This window comes from Rubinisphaera italica (assembly GCF_007859715.1).
GTDB lineage: Bacteria > Planctomycetota > Planctomycetia > Planctomycetales > Planctomycetaceae > Rubinisphaera > Rubinisphaera italica.
Map to the genome: position 1 here is coordinate 3336728 of NZ_SJPG01000001.1, position 14308 is coordinate 3351035.

Genomic DNA, 14308 nt, shown 5'->3' on the forward strand with positions numbered 1-14308 from the left:
GCCAAAAAGTGTGAATCAAACTCACTCGCTTGCGCTTCGTGCTTGTAATTAAATGCAAATATCATTTATGCAATCAGAAATCCCACCATGTCCGATACCTCCTATCGAGTTCGAGTGACCAAAGATCATCTCGTATTCAGTGCCGCTCACTTCATTACTTTCAATGGCAACATCTGCGAACGACTTCATGGCCACAACTGGCGGGTAGCCGTCGAAGTGACGGGGGGACTGGACGAGAATCGTTACGTGTTCGACTTCATCGCCTTACGCGATGCAACCCAGGCGATTGTGAATGAGCTTGATCACCGTATGCTGCTACCGACAGGTCATCCGACGATTTCCGTTACCGTCGATGATGAACGCGAAGAAGTCGAAGCACGATTTGAAACCCGACGTTGGGTTTTTCCCAAAGAAGACTGCATCATTCTTCCGGTCCCAAATACGACAGCTGAAGAGATTGCCCACTGGATTGCAACTCGTCTGGTTGATGACGTCATAAAAAAACATCGGCACGAACTGAAAAGTATTCGTGTCGATGTCGAAGAAAACTTTGGCCAATGGGCCCAGTGTGAACTCTCACTTGATTGAAAATTCCCGATGGATTGGTGTCGTGTCAGGAAAATGAAGAGGTGAGAGATTATTGGTTAGAGGTTAGAGTTTTCTTGATGTGTGGGCTGGGGTCGCAGCGAAGCGGAGATCGGAAAGCCGAAAGCCGAGGGGTTTGGACCCACTGGGAAAGCGTCACCTTTACGGCTTTCCGCTTTCCGCCCTCGGCTTTTACTCTAACCTTTACCCACTAACCCCAAATCTAATTTGATTCACAAATTCATTTCTCGTTCTGCAGGAGCAAACTCAGCGATCTCAGTCTCTAGTCCTTCGTGCGACTGCCCCCGGTGGAGCAGAATGCTCCTTAGTAGCTTTCGCCAGTTGGAGCGACATCGCAGCTTACGTCGCAGGAATCGTCGCATTGATCCCACTCGTCGTTGTATTTGCTACCGGCGATTCCGCCTTTGTGACCAGCTGTTCCGTTGTAGTGGAAGTTCTGATTGATCGAGCCAAAGGCTGATCCGACGTCTTCGAGTTCCTGGTTCACGTTGAAAGCGACTTCTGAAAGTCCGACAACCATTCCGAGCACGGCAATAGTGGCAACCAGAACGAGTTCAGCAGAAACAATGAAACCAGCTTCGTCGTTGTACAAGTTGTTGATGAGTTGAGTCATGGTGGTAGTCTCCAGTTGATTGTTATTTGAAGTGTGTGTGGTTTTGTTTTGATGTTTACTGATAAAGCAGCAGCCGTGCCAGAACTGGATTTCATCAACTGAGAAACTTGGGCGCAAACATGCCACTGTTTCCATAACCATTTACTTAGCAGGCATTTACAACATAATTAAAATGTCCATTTTCTTTACACATCGTTAATCGGACTATTCGTGGGGATGATGTGGAAATGCATCTTTCATTTTCTAAGTTCAATTAAATAACCATAACTCAAGAATTCACAACGAGTTGGATCAAAGTTGCAGATTTCCAACATGATGCGATGCGACAACGTATTCACAATGAGTCAAAATACAAGCACGAAGCGCAAGCGAGTGTGTTTTCAATCATGCGACTCACTCGCTTGCGCTTCGTGCTTGAAATAGAACTACTATTTTTAGAAATCACATATGCAACTTTCGTTTCCACGAATTGCGAATTCAGGTCCGCAAACTTGTTGCATCTTGTCTGAAACCTGTAAAGCTTTTAGAATATGCCGTTCCCCAGCGTTGCTGAATTGGATGAAAGCAGCGTTGGCTTTGACGTGATCGACCATTGTTTAAAGAAGGAGCCGTCTGATGCGGAATTCCGCGACCACTGCGTGGCTGATATGCCTGTGTGTTTCCTTGACTGTAATTTGGGGAAAGGCGACACACGGCGATGAACAAGACGACACCTACGAATTGATGCGGCTGTTTGTCGATACGTTTGAAGAGATCGACGAGAATTATGTGAAGGACATTGATCGCCGCGATCTGATTGAAGCGGCTGTTCAGGGAATGCTGGCTAAACTTGATCCCTATTCAAATTACATCAGCCCGGAAGACCTCTCCGCCTTTGAACAAGATGTCCAGCAGGAATTCGGCGGCATTGGTATTCAGGTCCACTTCGATCAGGATCATCGAGAAATCGTCGTCATGACTCCCCTGCCCGGCACCCCCGCCTACAAAGCTGGCGTTCGAGCAGGCGATCGTATTATCAGTATTGAAGGTCAAACTGTTGCGGAATTCGAAGTTGGCAAGGAACTCGCGACCGCGGTGAAACTCCTTAAAGGCCCAGCAGGCAAAAAAGTGACGATTACAGTTCGCCATGAAACGACCGATGACGATGGCACCGCAGAAGAGATTGCAGAAAATTCTGAAGAGTTGCCGGAAGATCAGAAAGTGGAAGTCAAAAGTACGATCGAAAAACTGGAAATCGAACGGGACGTCATCAAAGTGGCGACCGTAATGGGAGATCGTTACAACCCGGACGGCACCTGGAATTTCATGCTCGATGATGCCAGCAAAATTGGCTACATCCGCTTGTCACACTTCAGCCGAAACAGTACCAGCGAACTACTGGCCGCTTTGAAGCAGCTGGAAAAAGAAGGCATGAAAGGTCTGGTTCTGGATCTCCGCTGGAATCCAGGTGGACTGCTGACCTCTGCAACAGAAATTTCTGACTTGTTTATCGAGTCTGGAAAAATTGTCAGTACGAAAGGTCGCAACACTCAGGAACGAACATGGCGAGCCAAGAAACGTGGTACTTTCAGCGATTTTCCAATGGCAATCCTGATCAATCGTTTCAGTGCCTCTGCCAGCGAAATCGTCTCGGCTTGTCTGCAGGATCATGATCGGGCCATCATTGTCGGCGAACGGTCCTGGGGTAAAGGAAGCGTTCAAAATGTGATTGAACTCGAAGATGGTAACAGTGCACTCAAGTTGACGACTGCCAGTTATCATCGTCCCAGCGGTAAGAACATTCATCGCTTTCCAAAAGCCAAACCTGAAGACGAATGGGGTGTAATGCCCGACGAAGGTGAGAAAGTTGAGTTCACCACAAAGCAGATGATCGAATACCGCAAATTCCGCAGCGAGCGGGATGTGCTCAGCAACGAAGCTCCACCTGAAAGTGAATTCGTCGATACTCAGCTCGATAAAGCTCTCGAGTATGTACAATCCGCGATGTCTGGTGAGGTAAAAAAGCAGGAAGCCAAGGAAGAGACTGAGCAGGTCGAACCTGAAGAAGAGAGCAAAAAAGCGGCCTTTATTCCGCGAAGCTTCTTCGTGGTGCCTGCACAAACTGTGCTTTAATCTTAGATTTTCTTTGCTGATATGAGGCGAGCCTAGTTATTCAAAACGCGGCTCGCCTCTTTTATTTTATAGGTAACCGATGCCCAAACTGCTTCTGGCGATTGAGTCGACGTGTGATGAGACTGCGGCTGCAGTTATCGGGCGTGACCTGACGATTCTGAGTTCGATTGTCTCTTCGCAAAGCGATCTGCACGAGCAATACGGCGGAGTTGTTCCTGAAATTGCAGCTCGCGCGCACGTCGAACGGATTCTGCCGGTCATCGAGAGTGCGATGAGTGAAGCGGGAGTAAATCTGACAGATCTCTCCGCGATTGCTGTCGCGACTCATCCCGGTTTAGTCGGCTCCTTGCTCGTGGGGGTGACAGCCGCAAAAACATTGGCTTTAATTCTCGATCTTCCGCTCATTGCGATCGATCATGTGCAAGCTCATCTGTATGCCTGCCAGATGTCCTCCGCGAAAAATGTCTTCCCGGCAGTCGGATTGGTTGTGAGTGGCGGGCATACCAATCTTTACGATTGCAGAGATGCTTTAGAGATGCCGCTGCTCGGTTCGACGATTGATGATGCCGCGGGAGAAGCGTTTGACAAAGTGGCAGCGATCTTAGGACTCACCTACCCGGGTGGACCTTCAATTCAAAAAGCCGCTGACGATGGAAATGCCGATGCGTTTGATTTTCCCAAAGCGTTTTATCATCAATCACGCCTAGCCTTCAGTTTCAGCGGACTCAAAACGGCTGTTCTCTACGAAGTGAAAGGTCAACCGGGAGCTCATCAACAACCGCCTGAAATGAACTCAAAACGACTGGCCGATGTGGCCGCCTCGTTTGAAAAAGCAGTGGTGGATGTGATTGTCAGGAAATGTGAACAGGCTCTAAAGCAACTGGGATACAACTCTTTGTGTGTCGGTGGAGGAGTCGCGGCGAATCGGCGATTACGGCACGACCTGAAAAGTATGTGCACCGAACGTAAAACTCAACTCGTCATTGCACCGATGGAATACTGCACCGACAACGCAGCCATGGGAGCGATTGCCTGGGAGAGTTATGATCGGCAGTTGTTTGCTTCACTTGATATTGATGTAACACCTGGTCTTGTGCGGGCACAATAATCATGACAAAACCCGAGTCATGACTGACTTGGCTCGCCTACAGCAAGTGGCCAGATTACGACTAATTGAAGGCCATGAGTTTCAGGGATCTGTATCACTTCAATAGTCGCCTGATGCAATTCGGCTAGACGATACGCTTTGCTCAATCCAAACCCTAGTCCACGGCCCGCTTGTCGTCCGGAGTAAAAGGGATCGAAGAGATGCTGCATTTCTTCTGGGGTTAAGCCACGACCATCGTCGGTGACGTGAATTTCACATTGATCATCTGCCTCTAAGATTTCAATCTGTATTGAAGTCGCCGCCGTTGAGGGATGCAGTGTGTTTCGGATTAATTCTGAGATGACCGTTAGAAATTGATCCCGATCAGCTTCCAGAATGATTTCCTCACTGCAATCAAATTTGATCTGCGGGACTTCATCTCCAAATTGGCGCCGGGCAATAGCGAGTTGAGATTCAATAATCTTTGAGATTTCGTCATGAACCACAAATCGGCTTGGTTGAGGAGAAGGAGGATCGGCGAAGACCATGACATCGCCAATCATATCCCGCACGCGCAGTGCCTGACCGGCTATTGTTTCGAGTGATTGTCTGCGAGCAGGATCATGTTCATCTTTCAGCAGCAGATGGACACGACCGAGAATCACTGCGAGCGGATTGTTGATTTCATGGCCGGCAGCAGCGCAGAATTCAACGAGCGATGCCATGCGGGCATCGTCAGGGTGAATTGAGATCGTTTCCTGCTTCGAGTTCACTCTAGTGCCCTTTCAGGGCTTAGATTTAGGCCTCAAATAACTGCAATGCACTCCGTTGTCGTGCTTTATAACATCATCAACCCAAAATATCAGGATAGAAGACTCACTTGTTGACTTCCGATGAGATGTCCACAAAAAAAGCCGCACGAAGTCCGTGCGGCCTGATTCTTCTTGGCTCGACAATTAAACCCCGACAGGTTCCACATCGAGCAGTTTGCAGATGCGATTCATTAACACATCGACCTCGAAAGGCTTCTGCATAAAATCGTTGGCACCGGCTGCTTTGAGTTCTTCAATTTTGTCCCGCTCGACCATTCCGCTGATGCAGATGATGCGGACATCATCCATGCTGGAATCGCTGCGGACCCTCTGACAGACTTCTTTGCCGTTAATATCTGGCAACATCACATCGAGAACGATGACATCAGGATGGTACTCTTTGACCATCATACCAGCATCGAACCCGTTGTTGGCGACGCGGACTTCGAAACGTCCATCCGCATCGAGAACGTCGCGAATCAGTTCGACCAGTTCCTGGTCATCATCGACAACTAGCGCCTTGCGTTTTCCACTTTCGAGAGCGTCGGTCGGGATGCCGTTTTCACGCATGAACTTGAAGAGAACATCGCGTGGAATGCGACGAAATTTCGAGCCGGGAACGCGGAATCCCTTCAATTGTCCTGAATCGAAGCAGCGGATGATCGTTTGCTGACTGACCTTGCAAATTTTGGCTGCTTCGCCCGTTGTAAATACCGTCTTCATGTCGCTCCATCCTTACTGTAGGAGATGACAAGGGACTCCAGTAAATTTACCGCAGACGTAAATTTACTGCGGAAACTCCCATGTCAATCAGTGTATCGCCCGTTTATATGGGCGAATTCCAGGTCACTTCATTCCATTGATTGGACCATGATTTCTGAGATAAAGCGGTTACATCGTCTTCCAACGGGCGAGTTCACTCTCTACCGAAGGAAAACCATAATTCGACTTTGAGCAAACACTCACGAAATCGTGGCGTAAACATTTCACAGAGAACATTTCACCGAGGAAGTCCAATCTCCCCTGTTTATCCATATATCGTGATTGTAGCCAAACTCTCATATTGGTCAATAGGCAATTGGCCTGCCAAATTAGGCCAAACTCTCAAACCCTTCACATTCGTCATTCACTCAAACCCATGCAGTTTAACAAGTTCTGAATTCCAGCCGACAGAAAATCCTATCCAATACCAAAAATATACAATTGTAAGCAGATGAAAAATGTAATCCTCTTGATCAAAAACACGAGGAACGATGCATGAAAAACTTCTGAATGCTGAAGGATATTAAGTGTTATTACCCGCCAGTGGATTGTTCCAATAAAAACTTCGAGTTGTGTGCTAATGGCTTTGCCAGTGGCACCCTAATATTCAATTGGAACAGGCACTGGGATCGAACTGAATTCGCCAACAAACCTGCTGGATTCAGCGCTCAATCGAAATGTAGCAAATCCTGAGAAAATGGAGAAGGTGAACCTGCTGCCACAATAATCAGACATATGTTTCTAACCCCTGACAGGGGAAGCGTTAATGAGTACAATCCTGTCTAAGCAATTGGATTGGATGAATACACAAGTCAAAGCCAGATTTTCTAGTGGAGTGAGCTGTGAGTGATAAGAATTGGATCGGTTTTGATCTCGGTGGCACCAAAATGCTGGCAGCCGTTTTCGATGAGAATTATAAAGACTTGGGACGCGAGCGAAAAAAAACCAAGGGAGCTCAGGGTCCGGAAGCAGGGTTGGAGCGTGTTATTAAGTGCATTTACGATGCAATAGAGAGTTCGGGTGTCACTCTCGATAGTATTGCGGGCATTGGGATTGGTTGTCCGGGGCCGATTCAGCCCAAAAAAGGAATTTTACTGCAAGCTCCCAATCTGGGATGGAAAAATGTCCCGGTTGCAGAAAGCCTAACTAAGGAATTCAAAAAACCAGTCGTCGTGATTAACGATGTCGATGCAGGAGTCTACGGAGAATATTTGTTTGGGGCTGGCCAAGGTGCTGAAAGTTTACTGGGTGTATTCCCGGGAACAGGAATTGGTGGCGGATTCGTACAGAATGGTGTGATTCTGCAGGGAGCGAAAATTTCCTGCATGGAAATCGGTCACATACCGACGGTTCCAGAAGGCCCAATCGCCTCTGCAGGCCTACCCGGTTCATTGGAAGCGGTTGCGAGCCGACTGGCGATGAGTGCATTAATCGCCCAGGCCTCTTATCGCGGACAGGCTCCCACTGTTGCCAGTTCCGCGGGAACCGACTTGGCCAATATTCGCAGTGGATTGCTGGCCGATGCTCTTAAGAAAGACTCGATGGTCGAGGATATTATGACGCGAGCGGTAGTCCAACTGGGGAAAAGCATTGCAGGATTTGTGCACATGCTAGCCCCTGAAAAAATCGTACTGGGTGGTGGACTTGTTGAAGCGATGCCGGAATTTTTCAGTAAGAAGATCAAAGAGGGTATGAAATCCTGGCTCCTGCCAGCCTATCAGGATGTGTCGGAGGTCGTGGTCGCAAAACTAGGTGACGATGCAGGCATTCGAGGTTCTGCTGCCTGGGCACGCAAGAATTTTGACAATTCGGAAAACGAAAAGGCTTGATTTTAAATTGAATGAAATCTGAACCCGCATTCCCCATTATCAGAAACGTTTCGCAAGTCAACTCATTACTATTATCGAATTAAAATCACCGAAGTTATTAACCATGTCGTCTCCTCCAGCAATCTCCAGTGAAACTTCGCAGTCGAAAAAACGTCGGATTGCGGTCATTGAAATTGGCACGACTTCCATTCGCATGGCTATTGCCGAAGGGAATGAAGAGAGTCGTGTTCAGACTCTGGAAAAGCTTGTCCAGACGGTGGCGATTGGAGAAGACACCTACACAGTCGGACGCATCTCCCGAAACACAATCGAAACATGCGTTGGCGTGTTGAAGATGTATCAGGAGAAGTTACGCGAATATCGACTGACGGATCCTCAGAACATTCGCGTTGTTGCCACGAGCGCTGTGCGGGAAGCGGAAAACACGCTGGCATTTGTTGACCGGGTTTTCATTGCGACGGGCTGGTCTGTCAATGTTCTCGATGTGGCAGAGCTTCATCGAGTCATATACCAGGGCATTCGGGTTTGGCGAGATCAACTTCCGACACTGTCCCAGGATCGCTGGGTGATCGCCGAAGTGGGTGGCGGCAATACCGAATACCTGATGCTTCAGCATGGCGAAGTAGAAGTGGCGAATGCCGTACGCCTGGGATCGCTCAGACTGAGTGCCTTACTAAAAACATACGATGCCCCGGAAGGTCAGTGGCCGGTCTTATTGCGGAAACATGCTCAACGGGCGTTGAGCGGAACCGGAATCTATGCCGAGCGAACGCCAGCTGCAAAACTGCTACTTCTGGGGGGTGAAATGCGGTTAACTGCGGAAAAGCTTCTCGGAGTGGAATCTACTCAGGAAGCCGCGTTAATCACCTTGAAAGACCTGGAGTCATTCACCAACCGGGTTCTATCGATGAATGTCGATGAATTGGTCCGGGAATTTCACATTCCACTTCCAGATGCGGAAAATCTCGGTCCGGCACTCGTTGCGAATACTGAACTGGCAAAAGAATTACGTGTTTCCAAAATCCATGTTCTGCCCGCCACTGTCCGTGACGGATTGTTGCGGGAATTGATTGATCAGGATGTCTGGTCGGATGAGTTGGTTCAGCAGATTATCCGTTCGGCCATTGATGTCGGACGACGCTTTCAGTTTGATGAATCTCATGCCGAACATGTCGCACGCTTATCGAAATCATTATTCAATCAACTCGCACCGCTCCATGGACTGGACCGACGATATGAATTGCTGCTCGTGCTGGCGGCTCTGCTTCATGAAATCGGGTTGTTCATTGGAACGAGTGCATATCACAAGCATTCGATGTATCTGATCACCAACTCCGAATTGTTTGGGATTGGTCGCAAACAATTGATAATAATTGGGCTGATCACTCGGTATCACCGGCGGACATCGCCAAAATCTTCCCATACAGGTTTTATCAATCTGGAACGGGATGATAGAGTCGTCGTTATTAAACTGGCAGCCATTTTGCGAGTTGCTTTGGCATTGGATGGAGCGAGAAATCAGCGGATTCACGATTTCGAATGCACGCTGACACCCAAACGGCTCGTGATAACCATTCCAGAAATATCCGACCTTTCCATGGAACAGCTGGCAATTCGTCAGATTGGAAATCTCTTCGAAGAAACCTTCGGTTTGCCAATCCTGTTACGTGGTCAGCCAAGTTTACCAATGAGAAAACGTTAGTCCCTCAAGCAGTAGATTGGTTGAGCGAAGCGTAACCCAACACAAGTTGACAATTACCTATTTACTATCAAAAAGTGAATTCATTTCATAAATACAAACACGTAGCGCAAGCAAGTGAGTATTCCCCGACTGAAGTCATTTAAATTTGAACGAAATCTTATGAGTAGCGACCGGTATATCAATCGAGAATTAAGCTGGTTGGAATTCAATCAGCGGGTGCTCGACCAGGCCTGTGACTCCAGCGTTCCTTTACTCGAACGTTTGAAGTTTTTAGCCATCACAGCATCCAACCTGGATGAATTCTTTATGGTGCGTGTGGGTGGTTTGCAGATTTTGACCTGGAAAGAAGTCAAACGACTCGACTTCACCGGCATGAGCCCGGAAGAACAACTGATCGCGATTCGGGATCGTGTTCGCAGAATGCAGCACGACCAATATGATTGCTACAACGAAGTCCTGGAACCTGCCCTTTCTGAAAATGGAATTCGTCGACTGCGAGCCGAAGATATTTCACAGTCGCAATTGAGAGTTGTAGAAGAACGTTTCGAGGATGAACTGTTTTCTATTTTGAGTCCGATCGCAGTCTGGGACAACGAGCATGTCCCGATGCTTCCAGAACCGGACTTATGTTTGTGCATTCGTTTGAGATGTCTGCCCGATGCGGAAGAACCGTTTCGATATGCCATCATCCGACTCGGCCGCAAACTGCCTCGCTTTTTGACAGTTCCTTCGGAGTCTGGATACGAGTACATGCTACTCGAAGATGTCGTTGCCGGTTTTGCGGAACGCTTCTTTCCGGGGGAACAAGTTCTCGAAGTTGTTCCGTTTCGGATGACCCGAAATGCAGATATTACGATCAGCGAAGATGTTGCGGTCGATTTCATGGCGGAAATGGAGCAGTTGCTTCAGGCGCGGAAAGAAAGTCATTGCGTGCGTCTCGAAATCGATTCTCGTGCAACAGCGACTTTACAGGCATTTCTGGCCAATGCTTATCAGGCGGCTCCTGCAGATGTCTACCCGTTGCACGGTCCACTTGGGTTGAACGACTTCATGTCCCTTGCAAGTATCAAGGGATTTGACTCTCTGACTGATGAACCCTGGGAACCGAGTCGTGCCCTGGATATCGATCCCTCAGTGGATATGTTCGAACAATTGTCTCAGCGAAGTGCGGTCTTGCTACATCCCTATGAAAGTTTCGATCCCGTGATTCGCCTGATCTCCGAGGCTGCTCAGGATCCGGATGTGCTTTCGATCAAGCAGACTCTTTACCGAACCAGCGCGAACAGCCCGATTGTTGCAGCTCTCAAAGAAGCTGCAATCAGTGGCAAACATGTCACTGCGGTGGTCGAATTGAAAGCCCGTTTCGATGAAGCCCGTAATATCGAATGGGCAAAACAGCTTGAACTGGTCGGAGTGCAAGTCGTTTATGGCGTGAAGGGTTTGAAAACTCACGCCAAAATTTGTGTGATTGTTCGACAGGAATCCCAGGGCATTTGCCGTTATGTGCATTATGGAACCGGGAATTACAACGAAAAGACGTCGCGGCTGTATGGGGATATCAGCTACATGACTTCGGATGTCGATTTGACAGCCGATGCCGTTTCGTTTTTCAATGCCATTACGGCTTATTCTCAGCCACAACCCTACCATAAAATTGAAGCAGCTCCGACAGGTTTAAAACAAAGACTGCTCGAAATGATCGATGTCGAAATCGATCAGGCCACGCGGGGCGAAAAGGCATTCATCAAAGCAAAAGTTAACTCGCTGGTTGATCAGGAAATTATCGAAGCGTTGTATCGTGCCTCCTCTGCTGGAGTTCAAGTGCAGTTAAATATCCGCGGAATCTGCTGCTTGCGACCAGGGATTCCCGGCTTGAGCGAGAACATTACAGTCATCAGTATTATCGATCGATTTCTCGAACACGCTCGGATCGTGCACTTTCATCATGGTGGAGATGATCGTGTGTTTATATCGTCCGCAGACTGGATGCCACGAAATCTGGACCGACGTATCGAACTGCTGGTACCGATTGATGATGATCCAAGTCGTTTGCGCCTGATCGATTATCTCGATATCTATTTTCGAGATAATACCAATTCAAAAGAGCTTGGTCCTGATGGAAACTACGTTCCCGTTTCCCGAAAAGGAAAACGCTTTCGGGCACAGGAATATTTTCATAATGCCATTCAAATCGAAGCCAAGAAACGCAGCGACGAACAGTTGACGACATTTGAGCCGCATCGATCGCCGGAGTAAACCTCATCACCTGAAGTTTAAGATGGGCGTATGTATCAGAGATCACTACGTTGCACAATATATTGAAGATGATCCTTATCGTAATGCTGAACCAGGCGATGTGGTTTCATTTGATTTTTCAGGGCAACTCGCTGTGAAGCGATATTGGCTGGTTGAATCAAGCTGCAAACCTGCTCCACGTTCAATTCATTGAACGCATAATCACGGCAGGCGATTGCTGCCTCCGAAGCGAATCCCCGCTTCCAATATTGCGAGTGGATCATATAGCCCACCTCCAGCCAGAGTTCGCCCTGGATTTTTTGAGAAACGACTCCCGCCTGCCCTACCAGACGACCATCCTGCTTGCGCTCCACCAGCCATAATCCGTGGCCAAACTCCTCATAGCGCCCCATTTGACGATCGAGCCATTCGTAGGCCTCTTCGCGTGTGTATTGTTTAGGATAAAAACGCATGACCTCTGGATTGCTTAGTATCTCACAGAGAAAATCGATATCGGATGGCCCCATTTGCCTAAGCCGTAATCGTTCTGTTTCCGGCAGTTTTTTCATCGTTTGCGTTAACTTTTCTATAATTTTGATGGCACACAAGCAAAATTCAGGCACAATTTTCTTATGTCCATATTCCGCCAGATTCCGAACCTCTTGCGATCTCGCATCATACTGAAACGACATTTCAGAATCGCTTTTCCTGGACAGCAAACTTGCATTTCCTGGGGATCAGCGATTTTCTTCCATGTTGTCATTCTGTTTCTCTTGTTGTTGATTCCCCATGTTTCCATTAAAAAAACAGTTACTCAGGCAATCGAAGCAACATGGAATACGGTAGAAACTAAGGAGGTTCTCTGGAAAAACCCGCTGCAGATCACCATGGAAACTTCCAGTCAGCCCCAACAGCCAAACAGTTCCTTGTTTGAATCTTCACCTCAAAAGCTCCTGCAACCTGTCAGTCCACAGCCTCAGATTTCGGTTTCCCTTCCCACAGATCCTCTGCTTTTTGCAGTCAATCCCAATCCCGTACAGCTACATGAATTTGGGGAATTTGCTGAAGTTCCGAACAATACTATTGCTGGTTTATGGCATCTGGCAGGAATTGGCGAGGGAATTGACCGATACGGAGCCAGCAGCGGTGGTTTTTTGACACGAGAGACAAAGACAAATGACAAACGCATTGTGTATGTTGTCGATGCTTCAGCCAGTATGAACGGTAAGCACGACTCGGCTGCAAAGACGAGGTTCGGTCGAGTGAAAGTCGAATTGTTCCGCTCAATCGAATCGCTTTCACCGGAACAGGAATTCTGTGTTTATTTTTTCAATAATAATTCTACAGTAATGTCTCCCGGAAAGTGCGTAATGCGAGGTCGAAACAGACCTATGAAACTCTATGAGTGGATCGCCACGTTCCGGGCTGTTGGCCCAACTCAGCCTCTAGCATCACTCCAAGCATCCATCCACCAAAGCCCTGACCTTATCTATTTCCTCACAGATGGGCTCATTTCAAGACGGGATCTGGATAAAGCCTCTCGACTCAATCAGGGGAAAGCCCGCATTTGCACAATCTGTATTGGAAATCCCTCAAGTGAAAAACAACTACGGGAGCTCTCTCAGTTCAACCAGGGGACATACACATTCGTTCCATAACTTTGGAGATCCAATTGTTTCTGCTGACTCTTCCTCAAGAATTCCTGGTGAAATGTGCACGAATTGAATGAACTCGTACCCTGTCAGGGCTTAGATTTTTGCATCAAATCACTGTAACGTACTTCGTTTTCGTGCTTTATTTATTAAGAACATCAACCCAAACTATTCGCTTGGAAGGCGCACTAGACCATTTTCAAATGGTCTCTGCAGTCGCTTGGACACGAAATGTCCTAAAAACGCTAAGCCTGCTCCTGCCGAACGCTGCAGGTAATTATTGAATATGCTATAGGATTAAACAGTAATGTCTGATAGGTTGCACAAGGAAGCATCAGAGCTTGCCTCTATTTTGATCAATCAATCGCTCAAATCACTCAATTGAGAGTTAATGATTCTATGCAATCACTTGATTTCATGGATATTGTCAACTTTCTCAGAAACTAATTAAAGTTTGGACCAATAATTGCTTATCAATCAAACGCTATATAAGGGATGTGGGTCAAATACAGGGATCCCTTGAAGATGATATTGACAATCTTCGATACCGAGAGATAATTTCGAATCGAATCCACGAGAAGACACTTTTCAAAAACTAACACATGAAATTTCGGCTACTGCCCTTTAAGGGCTAAGATTTGGGCCTCAAATAACTGTACCGCACTCCGTAGTTGTGCGGTACAACATCATTAACCCAAATTATTAGTAGGGAAGACGCACTTCATGATTGTCTTCACAGTGTTACCTGTTGAAGAATTCATCTTCACCAAAAGTTCACGAAAGTTCACTTAGTAAATTTCCTTAAATCTTGAAAAATTATCTGGTAAGACCAGTTGACATTCACTTGATTGACGATACGATCACTTAGAACTTTGTTACTACGAGGATAAGTAACTGA

At 47.4% G+C, this 14308-nt stretch carries 11 protein-coding genes; 7 read left to right on the top strand and 4 right to left on the bottom strand.

Features of this window, described 5'->3' with window-relative positions:
- The first annotated feature begins 87 nt into the window (after nt 1–87).
- Nucleotides 88–588 carry a 6-pyruvoyl trahydropterin synthase family protein gene (locus tag Pan54_RS12385; RefSeq protein ID WP_146503783.1) on the top strand — a complete coding sequence of 167 codons (501 nt, stop codon included), beginning with the start codon at nt 88–90 and terminating at the stop codon, nt 586–588.
- Nucleotides 589–910: 322 nt separating this feature from the next.
- On the opposite strand, the gene Pan54_RS12390 is transcribed toward Pan54_RS12385, so the two are convergent.
- The gene (locus Pan54_RS12390; protein WP_146503784.1) at nt 911–1219 is read right to left on the bottom strand and encodes a branched-chain amino acid aminotransferase; all 309 of its coding nucleotides are present in this window, start codon (nt 1217–1219) and stop codon (nt 911–913) included.
- A gap of 615 nt (nt 1220–1834) precedes the next feature.
- On the opposite strand from Pan54_RS12390, the gene Pan54_RS12395 reads away from it, so the two are divergent.
- Complete coding sequence (locus Pan54_RS12395) at nt 1835–3331, top strand: S41 family peptidase (RefSeq protein ID WP_146503785.1); 1497 nt, start codon at nt 1835–1837, stop codon at nt 3329–3331.
- A 79-nt stretch (nt 3332–3410) separates the two neighbouring features.
- Complete coding sequence (gene tsaD, locus Pan54_RS12400; RefSeq protein ID WP_146503786.1) at nt 3411–4439, top strand: tRNA (adenosine(37)-N6)-threonylcarbamoyltransferase complex transferase subunit TsaD; 1029 nt, start codon at nt 3411–3413, stop codon at nt 4437–4439.
- 17 nt (nt 4440–4456) lie between these two features.
- Here tsaD and Pan54_RS12405 read toward each other — a convergent pair whose 3' ends face one another.
- Together Pan54_RS12405 and Pan54_RS12410 are read right to left on the bottom strand one after the other, a co-directional pair.
- Nucleotides 4457–5191, bottom strand: coding sequence for a sensor histidine kinase (locus tag Pan54_RS12405; protein ID WP_146503787.1), 735 nt, complete (start codon nt 5189–5191; stop codon nt 4457–4459).
- Nucleotides 5192–5374: 183 nt separating this feature from the next.
- Entirely contained in the window at nt 5375–5953 is a 579-nt protein-coding gene (locus tag Pan54_RS12410; protein ID WP_146503788.1) for a response regulator, read from the bottom strand.
- Nucleotides 5954–6834: 881 nt separating this feature from the next.
- Here Pan54_RS12410 and Pan54_RS12415 point away from each other — a divergent pair.
- The 3 genes from Pan54_RS12415 to ppk1 all read left to right on the top strand — a co-directional run bounded on the left by Pan54_RS12415 (nt 6835) and on the right by ppk1 (nt 11779).
- Complete coding sequence (locus Pan54_RS12415) at nt 6835–7821, top strand: ROK family protein (RefSeq protein WP_146503789.1); 987 nt, start codon at nt 6835–6837, stop codon at nt 7819–7821.
- A gap of 103 nt (nt 7822–7924) precedes the next feature.
- Nucleotides 7925–9523: a Ppx/GppA phosphatase family protein gene (locus Pan54_RS12420; RefSeq protein ID WP_242631298.1), complete on the top strand. Its 1599-nt coding sequence runs from the start codon at nt 7925–7927 to the stop codon at nt 9521–9523.
- A 114-nt stretch (nt 9524–9637) separates the two neighbouring features.
- Nucleotides 9638–11779, top strand: coding sequence for a polyphosphate kinase 1 (gene ppk1 / locus Pan54_RS12425; protein WP_261343179.1), 2142 nt, complete (start codon nt 9638–9640; stop codon nt 11777–11779).
- Between the two features lie 35 nt (nt 11780–11814).
- Here ppk1 and Pan54_RS12430 read toward each other — a convergent pair whose 3' ends face one another.
- The gene (locus Pan54_RS12430; RefSeq protein WP_146503791.1) at nt 11815–12450 is read right to left on the bottom strand and encodes a GNAT family N-acetyltransferase; all 636 of its coding nucleotides are present in this window, start codon (nt 12448–12450) and stop codon (nt 11815–11817) included.
- A gap of 195 nt (nt 12451–12645) precedes the next feature.
- Between Pan54_RS12430 and Pan54_RS12435 the strand changes: the two genes are divergently transcribed.
- Nucleotides 12646–13416 carry a vWA domain-containing protein gene (locus Pan54_RS12435; protein WP_165441754.1) on the top strand — a complete coding sequence of 257 codons (771 nt, stop codon included), beginning with the start codon at nt 12646–12648 and terminating at the stop codon, nt 13414–13416.
- Nucleotides 13417–14308: the final 892 nt, after the last annotated feature.

Bases quoted from the DNA above. Each gene is read 5' to 3' on its own strand.
- Pan54_RS12385 (WP_146503783.1), top strand. From the start codon at position 88: ATGTCCGATACCTCCTATCGAGTTCGAGTGACCAAAGATCATCTCGTA.
- Pan54_RS12390 (WP_146503784.1), bottom strand. From the start codon at position 1,219: ATGACTCAACTCATCAACAACTTGTACAACGACGAAGCTGGTTTCATT.
- Pan54_RS12395 (WP_146503785.1), top strand. From the start codon at position 1,835: ATGCGGAATTCCGCGACCACTGCGTGGCTGATATGCCTGTGTGTTTCC.
- tsaD (WP_146503786.1), top strand. From the start codon at position 3,411: ATGCCCAAACTGCTTCTGGCGATTGAGTCGACGTGTGATGAGACTGCG.
- Pan54_RS12410 (WP_146503788.1), bottom strand. From the start codon at position 5,953: ATGAAGACGGTATTTACAACGGGCGAAGCAGCCAAAATTTGCAAGGTC.
- Pan54_RS12420 (WP_242631298.1), top strand. From the start codon at position 7,925: ATGTCGTCTCCTCCAGCAATCTCCAGTGAAACTTCGCAGTCGAAAAAA.
- Pan54_RS12430 (WP_146503791.1), bottom strand. From the start codon at position 12,450: ATGTCGTTTCAGTATGATGCGAGATCGCAAGAGGTTCGGAATCTGGCG.
- Pan54_RS12435 (WP_165441754.1), top strand. From the start codon at position 12,646: ATGGAAACTTCCAGTCAGCCCCAACAGCCAAACAGTTCCTTGTTTGAA.